The sequence below is a fragment of the Gelidimonas diazotrophica genome (genome assembly GCF_055694025.1).
The window spans coordinates 3,400,529-3,418,568 of sequence record NZ_CM146349.1; the positions used below are offsets into that span (position 1 = coordinate 3,400,529).

The 18,040-nt window shown below is 54.6% G+C and carries 9 protein-coding genes, 2 tRNA genes and 3 rRNA genes; 3 read left to right on the forward strand and 11 right to left on the reverse strand.

Annotated elements, in window-relative coordinates; translation table 11 throughout:
* Positions 1-36 precede the first annotated feature (36 nt).
* The 8 genes from KGFNPO_RS15820 to pabB form a co-directional block, all read right to left on the reverse strand.
* The gene (locus KGFNPO_RS15820; RefSeq protein ID WP_472632194.1) at positions 37-621 is read right to left on the reverse strand and encodes a Fur family transcriptional regulator; all 585 of its coding nucleotides are present in this window, start codon (positions 619-621) and stop codon (positions 37-39) included.
* A 58-nt stretch (positions 622-679) separates the two neighbouring features.
* The gene (locus KGFNPO_RS15825; RefSeq protein ID WP_472632195.1) at positions 680-1,714 is read right to left on the reverse strand and encodes a tyrosine recombinase XerC; all 1,035 of its coding nucleotides are present in this window, start codon (positions 1,712-1,714) and stop codon (positions 680-682) included.
* A gap of 1,048 nt (positions 1,715-2,762) precedes the next feature.
* A 5S ribosomal RNA gene (rrf, locus tag KGFNPO_RS15830) occupies positions 2,763-2,875 on the reverse strand.
* A 170-nt stretch (positions 2,876-3,045) separates the two neighbouring features.
* Positions 3,046-5,920 (reverse strand): 23S ribosomal RNA (locus KGFNPO_RS15835).
* Positions 5,921-6,313: 393 nt separating this feature from the next.
* A tRNA-Ala gene (locus KGFNPO_RS15840) sits at positions 6,314-6,389 on the reverse strand.
* Positions 6,390-6,430: 41 nt separating this feature from the next.
* Positions 6,431-6,507 (reverse strand) — tRNA-Ile (locus KGFNPO_RS15845).
* 152 nt (positions 6,508-6,659) lie between these two features.
* Positions 6,660-8,192, reverse strand: a 16S ribosomal RNA gene (locus tag KGFNPO_RS15850).
* The 16S, 23S and 5S rRNA genes sit together here with 2 tRNA genes alongside, the layout of an rRNA operon.
* Positions 8,193-8,712: 520 nt before the next feature.
* Positions 8,713-10,605, reverse strand: coding sequence for an aminodeoxychorismate synthase component I (gene pabB, locus KGFNPO_RS15855; RefSeq protein ID WP_472632196.1), 1,893 nt, complete (start codon positions 10,603-10,605; stop codon positions 8,713-8,715).
* Between the two features lie 273 nt (positions 10,606-10,878).
* Between pabB and KGFNPO_RS15860 the strand changes: the two genes are divergently transcribed.
* Positions 10,879-13,728 (forward strand): bifunctional diguanylate cyclase/phosphodiesterase, encoded by a 2,850-nt coding sequence (locus tag KGFNPO_RS15860; RefSeq protein ID WP_472632197.1) that lies wholly within the window; start codon positions 10,879-10,881, stop codon positions 13,726-13,728.
* Between the two features lie 9 nt (positions 13,729-13,737).
* On the opposite strand, the gene slmA is transcribed toward KGFNPO_RS15860, so the two are convergent.
* The 3 genes from slmA to argB form a co-directional block, all read right to left on the reverse strand.
* Positions 13,738-14,313 carry a nucleoid occlusion factor SlmA gene (slmA, locus tag KGFNPO_RS15865; protein ID WP_472632198.1) on the reverse strand — a complete coding sequence of 192 codons (576 nt, stop codon included), beginning with the start codon at positions 14,311-14,313 and terminating at the stop codon, positions 13,738-13,740.
* A 214-nt stretch (positions 14,314-14,527) separates the two neighbouring features.
* Positions 14,528-15,232 (reverse strand): pyrimidine 5'-nucleotidase, encoded by a 705-nt coding sequence (locus tag KGFNPO_RS15870; protein WP_472632199.1) that lies wholly within the window; start codon positions 15,230-15,232, stop codon positions 14,528-14,530.
* A 14-nt stretch (positions 15,233-15,246) separates the two neighbouring features.
* Positions 15,247-16,170, reverse strand: a complete 924-nt coding sequence (gene argB, locus KGFNPO_RS15875) for an acetylglutamate kinase (protein ID WP_472613846.1) — start codon at positions 16,168-16,170, stop codon at positions 15,247-15,249.
* A gap of 285 nt (positions 16,171-16,455) precedes the next feature.
* Here argB and KGFNPO_RS15880 point away from each other — a divergent pair, with 285 nt between their 5' ends.
* Positions 16,456-16,713 (forward strand): cysteine-rich CWC family protein, encoded by a 258-nt coding sequence (locus KGFNPO_RS15880; RefSeq protein WP_472632200.1) that lies wholly within the window; start codon positions 16,456-16,458, stop codon positions 16,711-16,713.
* A gap of 198 nt (positions 16,714-16,911) precedes the next feature.
* Positions 16,912-18,036: a branched-chain amino acid ABC transporter substrate-binding protein gene (locus KGFNPO_RS15885; protein ID WP_472632201.1), complete on the forward strand. Its 1,125-nt coding sequence runs from the start codon at positions 16,912-16,914 to the stop codon at positions 18,034-18,036.
* Positions 18,037-18,040 lie beyond the last annotated feature (4 nt).

Genomic DNA, 18,040 nt, shown 5'->3' on the forward strand with positions numbered 1-18,040 from the left:
GTGTATTTCGTCGTAAATCGCCGTAAATATTGGGAATTATTGTGGTTGCCGTGCGCATTCGGCGCACCAGCCCTTGATGGTCAACTCGATGTCGTGGCTTTGAAAGCCGGGACCGAGATTGTCTTGCAGCACCGCTTGCAATTGCTGGCGCAGTGTCGATTGCCGGCAAGCCGATTGCGCCAATACATCGGACACCAGATCAGCCTCGCCGTCCACGTTCAGGCAGAATACTTTGGCGCAGCGCGTGCATTTGAAGTGTCCATGCTGATGTTGCGCCGGTGCACCCTGGTGTTGATATGCGCTGGCGCCGCCGCGTTCGGAATGCTCGGTCCCTGCGCTGTAGCGGAACACGCGATCGTCGCCGGCGATCTTATGGGTCAGGCCAGCCGCGATCAGGCAGTCCAGCGCCCGGTACAGGGTGACGCGATCCATTTCGGTAAAGGACTCTTGCATATCCTGGTGCGACAATGCACGCGGCGCCCCCAGCAGGGCTGCCAGCACTTTAACGCGCGCCGGCGTGACCCGCACCGAGACTGCGCGCAGACGGCTTTGGGCTTCTGTGCTGGCGGCTTCCGATGGCTTGCTGCGGTGGGCGATGGCGATCTGGGACGTGGTGTTCATAGGGTGTATATGTGAAAAATCCATTCAGTAATTATGCCGCAATTGTGCAATTGCGTAGTCACACCCCAGTCGGGGATTTTTTCTTGGCGCGCGGGTGGGCGGCATCATACACGGCGGCCAGACGCTGAAAATCGAGCGCGGTATAAATTTGCGTTGAGGCAATCGATTCGTGTCCCAGCATTTCCTGCACCGCACGCAAGTCGCCCGACGATTGCAGCAGATGCGAGGCAAATGAATGGCGCAGCATGTGCGGATGCACGTCAGCCGGAATTCCCAGCGCCTGCGCATGCGCCTTGATGCGCATTTGCAGCGTTCGTACCGAGATGCGGGTGCCGCGGGTGCTCAGAAATAACGGATGCGGGTCAAGCTGGACCACGCCCGCACGTGCGGTAATCCATGCCTGCAGCGCCAGGATCGCACCCCGGCCGACTGGCACGCTGCGCACCTTGCTGCCTTTGCCGGTAACGATCACATCCCGCGCATCGATATCGATCCAGCCTGCCGAAGTGTATGGCTTGCCGCGCGGCGTCGCCTCATGTACATAACGCACATCCAGCCCGACCAGTTCAGACACCCGCAGGCCGCTCGAATACAGCAGTTCGAACATCGCCCGGTTGCACAGCTGCATGGCACTGTCGGCGGCGGCATTCGGATTAGGGTTTGACACCAGACGCACCGCATCGTCGGCGCCCAGCGCCAGCGGCAAAGTTTTGGCCCGCCTAGGCGCGCTGACACCATCGACTGGGTTCGACGCTAGCGTAGTCTGCTCGGACAGCCAGCCGAAAAACCCACGCCAAGCCGACAGTTTGCGTGCAATCGAGCGCGGATTCAGACCCCTGGCATGCAGGCGCGAAGTCATGCTGCGCACCTGCTCGTGGGTTACCAGCGCTAGCGCAGCGCCGTCCAGCATTGCCGCCAGTTCGTACAGGTCACGTCCGTAATTGTCCGTAGTGTGCGGAGATAGTTTGCGTTGCGTCTTCAGACAGTCCAGATAGCAACCGATGCGCGCATAGTTCGCGCTGACGCTCGCTGCGTCCGCAGGTGGAATGAGGCGCAACCTGGGAAAAGTAATTGGATAGGCGCGAGGATACATTTTTTCGGTTCTCTGACAGGGCGCGACGACTCGAATGTGTCAGTCGCTTTGAGACGATTATTGCGAAGCTTAGTGTCTAATTCTATCTAATTTCTTTCGTCATCTACTGAAGTCGGTTTTGGCATATTGATACCGGCTACGGTCGGCAGAATAGGCTGCCGCTGTAGACGGTAATTTTTGAAACGGTTGGATGCCTTAAAAAAGCGTTTTGCAGAACCTGCGTTCGCATAGATGATCGGTACTACGCCGTTATGTTTCGCTGCGAGCGTCATATAGCCGATACCGGAGTAGCGATGCTCCTAATTGTACCAAGAGAAAAAAGTCTGGCAAAAGGTATGTGCCTCGTCGATCGATTGAAACCGGTCCGTGAAATTAGGCTGGCATTCCATGGTCTTGACATGTGATTGCGAGAACGGATTGTCGTCAGATACGTAAGGCCGACAAATCGGTCATCGGCTGAAGCGCCTCGATGCATCTTAAATAGTGAAGATTACACAGAGATTGTAATGCGCTGACTTGGCCGCCCCCTTGATTTTGGTGATTTCTCACGATCACACTTTACATGACCTCGTCGCCAGCAACTCTGACTGTGCATACGCTGGATGCGCCAGTTCGCTACGTCGAGGCAGCGTCCGGCTGATGTGGTGCAAGCTTCGACCGATCGTAACCGGCTGCATTAAATGCGGCCGCGCAATGATCAGGTGGCACTGCATTCTGACCTTCACCATCCTGCGCCGTATTGCGCCGTAATGCGCTCAACCTGTTCAAAAGCGACACCACCACGAAACGCGGCATCAGCAACAAGCAACAGAAAGCTGGCTGGAAGGTTAATTACCTTGGCAAGTTACTGGGTTAAACAACGGACCCTTCATGCAATCGCCCTGCTTGTGCGGGCGTATTGCCTATTTTCTGAAAGCGGATGCGGAGTCATGCTGCGGGGGTTTAGTGCGGTAGTTGAGCAAGCGGCGTTGAATACTGAAGGGTATTTACGCGTGGGTGCGCATAAAAAAACCCCCATACGATGAGTACGGGGGTTTTAGGAATAACAGCCTGACGATGACCTACTTTCACACGTGTTGACGCACTATCATCGGCGCGAAGTCGTTTCACGGTCCTGTTCGGGATGGGAAGGGGTGGTACCGACTTGCTATGGTCATCAGGCATAACTTGTAACATCGTTTGCTACTGCGTATATCGTATTTCTACGAGTGTGCATGTCAGCAAGCGACGCAATCTGGAAGAAGTAAAGGTATATTATTTTTTGGGTTGTGACTACCAAAGTTGGCAAACACAAGTGTTACACATTGATTTCTATAACCTGCCAAGGTTATAGGGACAAGCCTTACGGGCAATTAGTACTGGTTAGCTTAACGCATTACTGCGCTTCCACACCCAGCCTATCAACGTCCTGGTCTCGAACGACCCTTCAAGGAGCTCAGGGCTCCAGGGAAATCTCATCTTAAGGCAAGTTTCCCGCTTAGATGCTTTCAGCGGTTATCTCTTCCGAACTTAGCTACCCGGCAATGCCACTGGCGTGACAACCGGTACACCAGAGGTTCGTCCACTCCGGTCCTCTCGTACTAGGAGCAGCCCCCTTCAAATTTCCAACGCCCACGGCAGATAGGGACCAAACTGTCTCACGACGTTTTAAACCCAGCTCACGTACCACTTTAAATGGCGAACAGCCATACCCTTGGGACCGGCTACAGCCCCAGGATGTGATGAGCCGACATCGAGGTGCCAAACTCCCCCGTCGATATGAACTCTTGGGAGGAATCAGCCTGTTATCCCCAGAGTACCTTTTATCCGTTGAGCGATGGCCCTTCCATACAGAACCACCGGATCACTATGTCCTACTTTCGTACCTGCTCGACTTGTCAGTCTCGCAGTTAAGCACGCTTATGCCATTGCACTAACAGCACGATGTCCGACCGTACCTAGCGTACCTTCGAACTCCTCCGTTACACTTTGGGAGGAGACCGCCCCAGTCAAACTGCCTACCATGCACTGTCCCCGATCCGGATAACGGACCAAGGTTAGAATCTCAAACAAACCAGGGTGGTATTTCAAGGTTGGCTCCACGCAAACTAGCGTTCACGCTTCAAAGCCTCCCACCTATCCTACACAGATTGGTTCAAAATTCAATGCAAAGCTACAGTAAAGGTTCATGGGGTCTTTCCGTCTAGCCGCGGGTAGATTGCATCATCACAACCACTTCAACTTCGCTGAGTCTCGGGAGGAGACAGTGTGGCCATCGTTACTCCATTCGTGCAGGTCGGAACTTACCCGACAAGGAATTTCGCTACCTTAGGACCGTTATAGTTACGGCCGCCGTTTACTGGGACTTCAATCAAGAGCTTGCACCCCATCATTTAATCTTCCAGCACCGGGCAGGAGTCACACCATATACGTCCACTTTCGTGTTTGCATAGTGCTGTGTTTTTATTAAACAGTCGCAGCCACCAGTTTATTGCAACCCTTTCATCCTTCCCCCGCAGGGGGGTCAAACTACCAGGGCGTACCTTATCCCGAAGTTACGGTACCAATTTGCCGAGTTCCTTCTCCCGAGTTCTCTCAAGCGCCTTAGAATACTCATCTCGCCCACCTGTGTCGGTTTGCGGTACGGTCTCGTATGACTGAAGCTTAGAGGCTTTTCTTGGAACCACTTCCAATTGCTTCGCGAACAAGTCCGCTCGTCTCAACCCCTTGAATTACGCTGCCGGATTTGCCTAACAGCCTTCTACAAGTCAAGAACCGGCACTTCCAACCGCCGGACAACCTTCTGTGATCCGTCCCCCCATCGCATCATACGACGGTGCAGGAATATTAACCTGCTTCCCATCAGCTACGCATCTCTGCCTCGCCTTAGGGGCCGACTCACCCTGCTCCGATGAACGTTGAACAGGAAACCTTGGGCTTACGGCGTGGAGGCTTTTCACCCCCATTATCGCTACTCATGTCAGCATTCGCACTTCTGATACCTCCAGCATCCTTTACAAGACACCTTCGCAGGCTTACAGAACGCTCTCCTACCATATCCTTACGGATATCCGCAGCTTCGGTGACTGGCTTAGCCCCGTTACATCTTCCGCGCAGGACGACTCGATCAGTGAGCTATTACGCTTTCTTTAAAGGATGGCTGCTTCTAAGCCAACCTCCTGACTGTTTTAGCCTTCCCACTTCGTTTTCCACTTAGCCAATCTTGGGGACCTTAGCTGGCGGTCTGGGTTGTTTCCCTCTTGACGCCGGACGTTAGCACCCGACGTCTGTCTCCCACGCTCGCACTCATCGGTATTCGGAGTTTGCAATGGTTTGGTAAGTCGCGATGACCCCCTAGCCATAACAGTGCTCTACCCCCGATGGTGATACGTGAGGCACTACCTAAATAGTTTTCGGAGAGAACCAGCTATTTCCAAGTTTGTTTAGCCTTTCACCCCTACCCACAGCTCATCCCCTAATTTTTCAACATTAGTGGGTTCGGACCTCCAGTGCGTGTTACCGCACCTTCATCCTGGCCATGAGTAGATCACTTGGTTTCGGGTCTACACCCAGCGACTAAATCGCCCTATTCGGACTCGATTTCTCTACGGCTTCCCTATGCGGTTAACCTTGCCACTGAATGTAAGTCGCTGACCCATTATACAAAAGGTACGCAGTCACGGAACAAGTCCGCTCCTACTGTTTGTATGCACACGGTTTCAGGATCTATTTCACTCCCCTTCCGGGGTTCTTTTCGCCTTTCCCTCACGGTACTGGTTCACTATCGGTCGATATCGAGTATTTAGCCTTGGAGGATGGTCCCCCCATGTTCAGACAGGATTTCTCGTGTCCCGCCCTACTTGTCGCAAGCTTAGTACCACAATAAACATTTCGTGTACGGGGCTATCACCCTCTATGGCAGCCTTTTCCAAAGCTTTCCACTATGTCTACTGCTATTGCTTGCAGGCTCTTCCCATTTCGCTCGCCGCTACTTTGGGAATCTCGGTTGATTTCTTTTCCTGTAGCTACTTAGATGTTTCAGTTCGCCACGTTCGCTTTGCACACCTATGTATTCAGTGTGCAATGACCTTTCGGCCGGGTTTCCCCATTCGGAAATCTGCGGATCAAAGCGTGTTTGCTCGCTCCCCGCAGCTTATCGCAAGCTACTACGTCCTTCATCGCCTGATATCGCCAAGGCATCCACCATGTGCACTTATTCACTTGTCCCTATAACGTTGGCTTCTAACCCGATAGTGCTGTTCATGCACGGATTAAAAACCGGTTATAGGATATTTCTATGAGTATTACTTTAGCGTTTGCCGTATTGCAAGGAATTTGTATTTAAAACATCTTAACAAACTCACTTTTAATACTTTTTTGATTTGATACAATCACAACCCATCAAGTCATACAGGTCTATCCATGTGCACGTCTGGCATTGCTGCCGCGATATTGCTATCAACGTGCGCATCGATTTATCCATACTCCTTGATAAATCTTTACTTCTTCCAAATTTTTAAAGAACGAAACAGCTAATGGCTTAAGAAACCAAACCTGAATTTTTCATGCACTTCTTACTTTCGCATGGGTGACTCAGGTTTGTATTCTTGATCAATTACGTGGTGGAGGTTGACGGGATCGAACCGACGACCCCCTGCTTGCAAAGCAGGTGCTCTCCCAGCTGAGCTAAACCCCCCAGATATGCGCACTTACAATCAACACATAATCTTTGTCGTATGGTAGGTCTGGTTGGACTCGAACCAACGACCCCTGCGTTATCAACACAGTGCTCTAACCAGCTGAGCTACAGACCCGCTTGGATCAGTGCTTGGTCAGCTCTGCGCTGTTGCCTGTGCGGCCTTTCTTGCACAACGCACACGCCGGCAGTCCAATTACTGTTCATTGCTGCTCTTCTTTTTCATAACAGTCGATAAGTGTGAACACTTGACTTGGGCACATACTCTAGAAAGGAGGTGATCCAGCCGCACCTTCCGATACGGCTACCTTGTTACGACTTCACCCCAGTCACGAATCCCACCGTGGTAAGCGCCCTCCTTGCGGTTAAGCTACCTACTTCTGGTGAAACCCGCTCCCATGGTGTGACGGGCGGTGTGTACAAGACCCGGGAACGTATTCACCGCGACATGCTGATCCGCGATTACTAGCGATTCCAACTTCATGTAGTCGAGTTGCAGACTACAATCCGGACTACGATACACTTTCTGGGATTAGCTCCCCCTCGCGGGTTGGCGGCCCTCTGTATGTACCATTGTATGACGTGTGAAGCCCTACCCATAAGGGCCATGAGGACTTGACGTCATCCCCACCTTCCTCCGGCTTGTCACCGGCAGTCTCATTAGAGTGCCCTTTCGTAGCAACTAATGACAAGGGTTGCGCTCGTTGCGGGACTTAACCCAACATCTCACGACACGAGCTGACGACAGCCATGCAGCACCTGTGTTACGGCTCTCTTTCGAGCACCCTCTGATCTCTCAAAGGTTCCGTACATGTCAAGGGTAGGTAAGGTTTTTCGCGTTGCATCGAATTAATCCACATCATCCACCGCTTGTGCGGGTCCCCGTCAATTCCTTTGAGTTTTAATCTTGCGACCGTACTCCCCAGGCGGTCTACTTCACGCGTTAGCTGCGTTACTAAGTCAATTAAGACCCAACAACTAGTAGACATCGTTTAGGGCGTGGACTACCAGGGTATCTAATCCTGTTTGCTCCCCACGCTTTCGTGCATGAGCGTCAGTGTTATCCCAGGGGGCTGCCTTCGCCATCGGTATTCCTCCACATATCTACGCATTTCACTGCTACACGTGGAATTCTACCCCCCTCTGACACACTCTAGCCATGCAGTCACAAATGCAGTTCCCAGGTTGAGCCCGGGCATTTCACATCTGTCTTACATAACCGCCTGCGCACGCTTTACGCCCAGTAATTCCGATTAACGCTTGCACCCTACGTATTACCGCGGCTGCTGGCACGTAGTTAGCCGGTGCTTATTCTTCAGGTACCGTCATTAGTAACCCTTATTAGGAGCCACCGTTTCTTCCCTGACAAAAGAGCTTTACAACCCGAAGGCCTTCTTCACTCACGCGGCATTGCTGGATCAGGGTTGCCCCCATTGTCCAAAATTCCCCACTGCTGCCTCCCGTAGGAGTCTGGACCGTGTCTCAGTTCCAGTGTGGCTGGTCGTCCTCTCAGACCAGCTACTGATCGTGGCCTTGGTAGGCTTTTACCCTACCAACTAGCTAATCAGATATCGGCCGCTCCACGAGCACAAGGTCCTTGCGAATCCCCTGCTTTCCTCCGTAGATCGTATGCGGTATTAGCGCAACTTTCGCTGCGTTATCCCCCACTCGAGGGTACGTTCCGATATATTACTCACCCGTTCGCCACTCGCCACCAGAGCAAGCTCCGTGCTGCCGTTCGACTTGCATGTGTAAGGCATGCCGCCAGCGTTCAATCTGAGCCAGGATCAAACTCTTCAGTTTAATCTCTGTTTTATGTCATTGCTGACATGGTCCGTTTTACCAGACCGGTCGCTCACTCAAAATACTGACAGGCTCTTCCTGAAGTTGCCTCCAAAAAAATCCTATTCTTCTTCTGTGCGAGCATTTGATATTTTAAGTTCACCCCAAACGCTTGCGCGTCTGACGTGGCGCCTTCATCAAGTGCCCACACTTATCGACTGTTAGTTGTTAAAGATCTTTCTTTTCTCCGTCAGCTCTGGTATCTTCACCCGGGCCAACCAGACTGCAAAGCGTTTTGTTTGCAGCACTGAAGAGGGCAGATTATGCAGCGTTTTTCTTACTCAGTCAACATTTCTTTTCCGTCCCGCACCGCGCAAACTCCAACTCCCTGCACTCCGCGTTTCGTCCAATTCCGTCAACTTCCGCTGCCACTTCTCTTCCTGCCTTTACCCCGCCTCGCAGCGGGAGCCGAACTATAGCAAACGTTGCGGAACTTTGGCAAGCGCTTTCGGGGGAATAATTGCATGCCCCCATAAATAACCTAACCCCGCCACTCCACTACTGCCGCCACCGCACCGCGCAGTGCATTGCAGACCACGACGCGCTCGGCTGCGCGCAAATCTGCCAATGTCAAACGGCGCTCGCTGGCAGCCCATTGCGGATCGTCCAGCAACACACTGCGCATTACGCCGGGCAAAACACCAGATTCTAGAGGCGGTGTGTACCAATGCCCTTGTATTTGCAGGAAAATATTGCTGCGCCCGCCCTCGGTTAATTCGCCCTTGGTATTGGTAAATATTGTATCAAACGCGCCCTTCAACTCTGCCTCACGCCAGGCGGCATCGTAGCGCGCCCTGAGCGTCGTCTTGTGGTGCAAAAACAAATCTGCCGCATTGGTGGGATGCGCGCTTATCAGTACTTTGACTTGCGCCGGCAAAGGCTCCAACGGCACGGTCTGCACCACGCACTGTCCAGATTGATCCAGTGATAATCTGGCCCGATATGCCACATCAAGCAGTAACCTACTGAGAGCCTCTTCCAGAGTATGGCGCACCTTGCCTTCTGCATAGGCAAAACCGAAGTAATCGGCGGAGGCGCGCAGGCGCCTCAAGTGCAACGCAAGGTGGCGATAACCCGCCAAACGTGTCGCATGCAAAGTCTCGAATAAATTAAATTCATGCTGCAAACCGGTAAGGAATTGGGCCTTCAACTGGCACTCGGCATACTCTTCAGTAACTTCGCTATCGTGCACGATACCTGCGCCCACACCCATCTCGCCGTTGCGGATACCGCTTGAAAGCGGAGCTTGCAAGGCCAAGGTACGAATCGGAACTGAGAGACAAAAATCACCGACTGTTTGAGGTGCATTGTTAGGGATCGGATCGAACCAGCCGATGCTGCCGGTGTATATCCCACGCGGGTCAGGTTCCAATTCGCGGATAACCTGCATCGCACGCCGCTTGGGTGCGCCGGTGATGGAGCCGCAGGGATACAGTGCCGTGAACAGTTGTTCCAGGGTGACATCTGCGCGCAGTTGGGCGCAGATGGTCGAGGTCATCTGCAGCACACTGCTGTAGCGCTTGACCGCGAACAATTCCGGTACGGCCACTGTGCCCAGCGCCGCAATACGTCCGAGATCATTGCGCAGCAAATCAACGATCATCAGGTTTTCCGCCCGGTTCTTGGGGTCGATTGCAAGCGCCTGCGCGTTTGCCGCATCCTGCAGTGAATCACCGGATGCTGGTGCGGTCCCCTTCATAGGGCATGCTGTCAACCGGCCATTTTCGTGCCGGGCAAATAGCTCTGGAGAAAACGACAGCACTGCGCGCCCATCCGGCAACGCTATCAAGGCGCCGTAGGGCACCGGTTGACGTTGGCGCAAACGCAGATATAACGCATACAAATTGCCAAAAGCATCAAAGCGCAAACGATAAGTGTAATTGGCCTGATAGATATCACCCGCCGCGATGTAAGCGCGAATCTGGGCGATGGCTTGGGCAAACTGGCTGTCACTGATATTGGCTTGAATATTTGCAATGCCGGCACTGAACGCATGACTATCCATGCTGTCCGACTGACTCTTGCTTTGCGCTGCCAGCCACGCCTGCACTTGATCGGCGGAAAGTTGCTGGTAGCTTTTGAATAACAGAATTTGCGCCAAAGGCTGGTCTACCGGATGCTGCGCCGTTCCCATCAACTCCGGCCCGAGCTCATAAGAAAACAGGCCCACTGCATGCAACCCGCGTTGTAACGCCTGCTCCATTCGGGTGAGCAAGGCGGGAAACGCGCGGCACTCGCTGCAACTCAGCGTATCGACATACGCGGTGTAAAGGCGGGAACGCGGATCAGTGGCACTGGCGTCGCAATCATCGAGCAAGGCAAAAACGTCGCCGTTGGCGGCATTACCAGAAGTCGTATCAGGAAGATGCAGCACAGGAAAACAGGCTTTCAAATGAGTAAAAAATTAAAACCAGCAACAACGCCGGGGGTCTTATTGTAGGGCTTTTTTTGTAACCTCCGGCTACTGCCTGTATTGCGCAGAATGCGGCATTACTACGGCCACTGTTAGGATCAAAAGCGCAGCAATGCTGCGTTGCGATAATGTAACAATGCGCGTTTAAACTTATCCCCTTTCACCAAATGAATTACCCTATGGCAATCGGTGCCCAGGGTTTGTACGTGGCGTGCCACTAATGGAGTACACAGTTTGTCTGAACGTAAACATTTTTCTGCATTTATACCTGCACTGCTGACCCTGCTGACGGGACTGCTTGTCACGTCGGTATTATTCGTTAGCAGTCGGCATCTGGAGAATGACAAGGTAGAAGCCAGCTTCAGGCAAAATGCTGCAATTTACTTGCAGACCATCCAGAATGAACTGGATAACGCGATCATGGCGCTGCGCGCGATCAATCGACTCTTCGTAACGAACCAATCGGTGAGCCGGGAACAATTCCAAGTCTTTACCCGCCCTTTGCTGGAGCGCTATCCGTATGTTTTGAATTTCGACTTCCATCGCATTATTTCCCACGATGAACGCCCGGCTTTCGAAGCCGGCATACGCAAACGCTATCCGGATTTCGCGATAATGGAAACGAATGGCCAAGAGCGCATCACTGCCCGCTCCAGACCATATTATCGGGTGGTGGATTACATTGAACCGATGCAAGGCAATGAAGCGGTGTTCGGATTCGATGCCGATTCTCAGCGTGGGCAAGCGGCAGCGATGCAGCGCGCCGTCGACAGCGGGCAGCCGGCAGCCACCGGCCTGTATCGACTGGTGCAGGAAAAAGGCAACCAGCGCGGGTTCCTGGTATTGATGCCGGTGTATCGGCATAACGCCAGCCTGCACGATGTGGCGGCGCGACGGCAAGCGTTGATTGGGGACACCGCGGTGGCTTTTCGCGCCGGCGACCTGATCGGGCAGATTCTCGCCAAAACACAGCTGATGAACCCGGCTGACATCAGTCTCAGCGTGTATGCCAGTGCCGCGCCTGACGAAAAATATCTTGCGTTTCGCAAGGGTAGCAAGGACATGCCGGTGTCGGGGCCTGAGCGCGTATTGCCGCATTGGCTTTTTTATAATCAGCCGGAGACAGTCGCCATGCAACTTGAGGTTGCCGGCAGCCCTTGGCACCTGACTGTCGCAGCCGCTCCCGAGCCATTTTACAAAGCCAACAATAATGCGCTGTATGCGTTGATCATGAGCGCGCTGCTGAGTGTGCTGGCAGCGGCCTATGTGCATACGCTGTCATCGCGTTCCAGGCGCATCCAGTCGCTGGTCAACCTGCGCACCGCTGAATTGCAGTTCTCGAACCAAAGGCTCAACGAAGATATCGCGGCACGGGAAAAAACCGAACATCGATTGCAAATATTGGAAAGCGCGGTGCAATCGAGCGCCAACTCCATCTTCATCACCAGTGCGACAGCGCCCGACTATGCGATCGAATATGTGAATCCGGCTTTTGAGCGCATGACAGGCTACACGGCAGCCGAAGTGATCGGGCGAAATTTACGCTTTCTGTTTCGCGATGACCGCAAGCAGGACGGCATCAAGAATATCCAGGAAGCGGTGCGAAGCCGGCGTGAAGGCCATGCGGTGGTACGCAATTACCGCAAGGATGGCACGCTGATCTGGGTCGAAATTTACTTCGCGCCAGTCAAGGATGAAACCGATCAGGTCCACCACTTCGTGGTTTCCAGCTATGACATCACGGCCAACAAGCGCTATCAGGCTGAACTGGAATTCCAGGCTGGCCACGATGTTTTAACCGGGCTGTCCAATCGCAATTTGCTCGACGACCGCTTAAGCCAGGCGATTGCCCATGGAGCGCGCCATGCGCATCCGGTCTGGGTAGTCTCCGTCGACCTCGACCGCTTCAAGTTCGTCAACGATACACTGGGTCACAAGGCGGGCGACATGCTGCTGCAGGCGATCGGCAACCGGCTCCAGCTGGCCGTGCAGGAATCCGATACCGTGGCTCGCTTAGGCGCTGACCAGTTCGTGCTGGTGCTGCAGGAACGCAGCTACGCACGCCTGACGCTGGCGACAATTGAGCAAATAATGGACACGATCGCGCAACCGCTGTCGATCCATGGGCATAATTTCCAGCAAAAATGCAGCATCGGCATCGCCATCTATCCGACCGATGGCGACGATCCGGAAATACTGATAAAGCATGCCGATATCGCCATGTACCGCGCCAAGGAAAGCGGCCGCAACAATATTCAGATGTATGCGGCGAGCATGAATGCGCGGGCGCTGGAACGACTGCGGTTGGAAGGCGATTTACACAATGCGCTGGAGCGCAACGAATTCCTGCTGCACTACCAGGCGCAAGTGGATTTGCGCAGCGGGCACATCGTCGGCATGGAAGCACTGATCCGCTGGCAGCACCCGACCCTGGGCATGATTGCGCCCGATCGTTTCATCATGCTGGCCGAGGAAACCGGCCTGATCGTGCCTATCGGCGCCTGGGTGATTCACACCGCATGCGCCCAGAACCGGGCCTGGCAACTGGCCGGTCTGGGATACTTGCGAGTCGCAGTGAACCTCTCGGCGATCCAGTTCGCCCAGCGCGATATAGTCAAATCGATCGCTGCCGTGCTGCAGCAGACTGAACTGGCGGCGCAGTATCTGGAGATCGAGCTCACTGAAAGCCTGGTCATGACCGACGTCGAACATGCAATCGGGATTTTGCGTGAACTCAAGGCGCTCGGGGTGCAACTCTCGATCGATGACTTCGGCACCGGCTACTCCAGCCTGTCGTACCTGAAACGGTTCCCGATCGATGTCCTGAAGATCGATCAATCCTTCGTGCGCGACATCACCATCGACCCCGATGATGCGGCAATCGTGGTGTCGATCATCTCGCTGGCGCACAGCCTGCGGATGAATGTGATCGCTGAAGGGGTCGAAACCGCAGCCCAACTGGCTTATCTGCGCCGCAACAATTGCGACCAGATGCAAGGCTATTACTTCAGCCGACCGGTGCCTGCCGACGAGTTTGACCTGCTGCTGCGGCAAAACAAAAGCCTGCCGGCCGAAGAGGCCTGAGCCGAGCCGTTAAACCAGCAGCAAGGTGATTTGCCCTTGCAGGCTGCCGGACGGTAGTTGCTTGAAACCGGTCTTGGCAAAACGATGCCAGCCACCGATGACGAAATTGACGATCAGGTTGGCGCGCGCCGGCACTTCCGCTTCCTTGGCATGGCCCTGCGTGACGGCGATGCGCAACGATTGCTTGAGTGCCAGTTCGATCCGTTCGACGAACTGGTTCATGCGCGCTTGCAGACGCGCATCTTCATTGACCAGCGCCTCGCCTATCATTACCCGCGTCATGCCCGGATTGCGCTCGGCAAAGTTGAACAGCATCACGGTAATCGCCTGCGCCTGCGACAGCCCGTCATCCTGCTGCGCGGTGATCTGGTTGATCAGGCCGAACACCGAGGACTCGATGAAATCGATCAAGCCCTCGAACATCTGGGCCTTGCTGGCGAAATGCCGGTACAGCGCCGCTTCCGAAACAGCCAGCCGGCTGGCCAGTGCGGCGGTGGTAATCTTTACGCTTTTCGGCTGCTCCAGCATGGCCGCGAGTGTCTGCAGGATTTGGAGCTTGCGCTCACCGGATTTAACTATTGCCATATTCTCGGAAAAAATAAATGCACTGTTGCAAGGCCGCCAGGCGCATCTGCGGTTTGCGCAAAAGCCTCTGGGGAATTCTGTTAGAGCGGGAGTATGGCAAAAAAGCAATTATTTACCGCATGTATTTATTGCGGCTTTTAGAATACTCCGCTGGCAACATCATACGCTTGCAAAGCTGCCGCCACCCTTTGCGTTAACCTTTAATGCGCCAACATCAACGCAAGCGATGCAGCTGGCCGGGCAATTGCCTGACTGACTTTACCTTGACGTCGATATAAGCGGGGCGCGCGCCGCGCCTGGGAGCGCCCGGCGCGGCCAGATATTGGGTCACCCAGGCGGTGCGCATGCCCAGCGCGCGGGCGACTTTCAGCGTGGCCGCGGTATCCTCCACCAAAATGCAATTGCTAGCGCAGACGCGCTGTCTGGCCATCAACTGGCGCAGCATCAGGCTGGACGGTTTGGGGCGCAGCTTGCCATGCACCCGCATCGACTCGATCGGAACATGGGCGGCAAAATGCCGGTGCAAGCCAAGATGGCGCAACACCGCGCGCGAATATTGATACGGCGCGTTGGTCAGCAATATCTTGCGTCCGGGCAGCCGTTTGAGCAGTTGCGCCAGGCCGCGCTCGGCGCGGATCATCGCGCTGACGTCATCGAAGCGATGCGCTGCGTGCAAAAAATCCGCCTCCCGCACCGCGTGATGCTTGACCATGCCGAGCAAGGTCGCGCCGTAACGCTGCCAGTAATCGATCCGGATCGCATTGACGATCTCTGGATCGGCCGGTCCGGCGTCATTGCCCAGCACTTGCGCGATGAACGCGTTCATGTTGACGTTGATGGCCGGAAAGATCGCGTGCGAGGCGTTATGCAGCGTATTGTCGAGATCGAACAGCCACAGCGGCCCAGGTCTGTGACGCAAACCAGTGGCCGAAATCAGTGGCTGCGGATCATGGTGCCGAACGCTTGTTCGGTCAACACTTCCAGCAACAGCGAGTGGGCGATCCGGCCATCGACGATATGCACGGTGTTGACGCCCGATTTGGCGGCGTCCAGCGCCGATGAAATCTTCGGCAGCATGCCGCCGGAAATGGTGCCGTCGGCAAACATTTCATCGATTTCGCGCGCCGATAAATCCGTCACCAGATTGCCCGCCTTGTCCTGCACGCCGGCGATATTGGTCATCATGATCAGTTTTTCGGCCTTCAGGATTTCGGCGATCTTGCCGGCCACCACGTCGGCATTGATGTTGTAAGCCTGGCCGTCGTCGCCAAAACCGATCGGCGAAATGATCGGAATGAAGGCGTCGTCCTGCAGCGCCTTGACCACCGCCGGATTGATCGCGTCGATTTCGCCGACAAAGCCGAGATCGAGGAATTGACCCGGATTTTCCTTGTCTGGCATGCGCATCTTGCGGGCCCGGATCAGGCCGCCGTCCTTGCCGGTCAAGCCTACCGCCTGGCCGCCGTAATGGTTGATCAGCATCACGATATCTTGCTGCACTTCGCCGCCCAGCACCCACTCCACCACTTCCATGGTTTCTTCATCGGTGATGCGCATGCCTTGCACGAAAGTGCCCTGCTTGCCGATTTTCTTCAGTGCGCTATCGATTTGCGGGCCGCCGCCATGCACCACCACCGGATTCATGCCGACCAATTTAAGCAAAATCACGTCGCGCGCAAAGCCGTGCTTCAAGCGTTCATCGGTCATCGCGTTGCCGCCGTATTTGATGACGATCGTCTTGCCGTGGAATTTGCGGATGTAAGGCAAGGCTTCCGCGAGGATTTCGGCCTTGATTTCCGGTGCGACAGCGTTTAAATCGCCGCCGGGATGGAGATCAAAATTAGTGAGAGCGGTCATGGCAAGTCCTGAAATATTTTCCGCGATTTTACAGGGAAAATCATCTTTCCCCGCAATTGCGGATTGCATTTCGCATGCCGAGACACCCAGGACCTGCCGCCGGAGAGTCGAAGCGTGTAGCATCGTGCCGGCAGTGCGGCCCCTTGCAGATGCCGCCACAGCGAGCGCATGTAAAGCTGAATCGACAGCCGCATTAACACGCAAATTATCCAATTGTTTCAAGGACTTATCGATGAAAATAGGCGACACACTGCTGCTACCGGTAGCAGAATCAGGATCGGAATCATGAGCCTGTGCATGCGCTGCGGTGCGCCATTCGCGTGCGGCATGGTTGACGTGCATGGCGCAGACATGGCGCCGTGCTGGTGCACCACATTGCCAGCCTTGCCAGCCGCCGCGATTGACGCGATTGGCGCGATTGGCTCGATTGGCTCAGTAAGCAGCGCCGGGGTGCCCGCATCCTGCCTTTGCCCCAGCTGCCTCAACGCGACAGTTGCAGCGTTGCCGCTTTTGCCAACAATCTTGGCAACAACTTCGCAGTAAATTATACACATATGTGTATTTTTTAATCCGCATATAAATAATGCGGGAAACTGGTATTTTATCAACATACCCCTGATATTTAAATTACATCCAGAGCGTGTTGCAAGATTTTTTGGCAGCCGGTTACACTATTTTTTCACTCAAAAGATGCCTAATGGCACTATCATCACAAGCACATCCGCACAATCAGGAGGACAAATGAATCCATTCAAGCGCATCTCATGCATCATCGCCGCACTCACTCTGCTGGGCGCTTGCAGCCGCGAGGTAACCGTGAAAATCGGCGTGGTCGGACCGATGAGCGGACCGCTGGCGCAGTACGGCAAAGACATCGCCCACGGTGCCGAAGTGGCGGTGGACGAACTGAACCGGGATTTTTTCATGATCAACGGCAAGCGCGCCCATTTCGAGCTGGCAATCGAGGATGACAAGGCGTCGCCGGACGAAGGAAAAATTGCCGCCAGGCGCTTGATTGATGCAAAAGTTGCGGCAGTGTTCGGCCACTTCAACTCCGGCGTGACGATTGCCGCGGCGCCGTTGTACGCCAGCGCCGGGATTCCGCAATTGTCCGTTTCCACCAACCCGAAATACACCCGCATGGGCCTGAAGACCGCCTTTCGCATCACCGCTGACGATATTGAGCAAGGCGCCGCCCTGGGCCATCTGATCCAGAAGAAACTGCGTCCGAAATCGGTGTACCTGGTCGATGACGGCACCCTGTTCGGGGCCGGGCTGGCGGCAGAAGTGAGCAAGACCCTCAAAAGCGCCAATATCGCCACGCAGCAGGACAGCGTGGATGGAGCCAGCACCGACTTCGCGCAGTTAGCGCAAAAAATCGTCGGATCGAAGGCCAACATCATCTTCTTCGGCGGCGACGAAGCGGCCGGCATGCCGCTGCTGAAAGCCTTGCGCAAGGCTGGCTCCAGCGCCAAATACGTAGTGGGCGATGCGATGTGCGATGCCTCCACCGTCAAGCACGCGGAAGGCAGCGGCGATAACGATTTCTATTGCTCGATTGCGGGCGTGCCGCCGTCCTGGCTGTCGGCCGGAATCGCTTTCACCGAACTGTACAAAACCAGGTTCGGCGTGCCGGGAGCCTATTCGGCGCTGGCCTATGACGGCATTCATCTGTTTGCGCAAGCGATGCAGCGCGCCAACTCGACCAACCCGAAAGTGTATCTGCCTGAAATCAGCAGGGAATCATTCAATGGCAAGATCCAGGGTTCGCTGTCGTTCGACGACAAAGGCGACATCCGCGACGGCACCATCGTGATTTTTGAATCGATCAACGGCAAGCTGACCGAACAGCGCAACATGCTGTAAACAT

Excerpts from the sequence above, each read along its gene's own strand:
- slmA (WP_472632198.1), bottom strand. The coding sequence starts at position 14,313 with ATGGCAATAGTTAAATCCGGTGAGCGCAAGCTCCAAATCCTGCAGACA.
- KGFNPO_RS15885 (WP_472632201.1), top strand. The coding sequence starts at position 16,912 with ATGAATCCATTCAAGCGCATCTCATGCATCATCGCCGCACTCACTCTG.
- KGFNPO_RS15825 (WP_472632195.1), bottom strand. The coding sequence starts at position 1,714 with ATGTATCCTCGCGCCTATCCAATTACTTTTCCCAGGTTGCGCCTCATT.
- KGFNPO_RS15820 (WP_472632194.1), bottom strand. The coding sequence starts at position 621 with ATGAACACCACGTCCCAGATCGCCATCGCCCACCGCAGCAAGCCATCG.
- KGFNPO_RS15880 (WP_472632200.1), top strand. The coding sequence starts at position 16,456 with ATGAGCCTGTGCATGCGCTGCGGTGCGCCATTCGCGTGCGGCATGGTT.
- argB (WP_472613846.1), bottom strand. The coding sequence starts at position 16,170 with ATGACCGCTCTCACTAATTTTGATCTCCATCCCGGCGGCGATTTAAAC.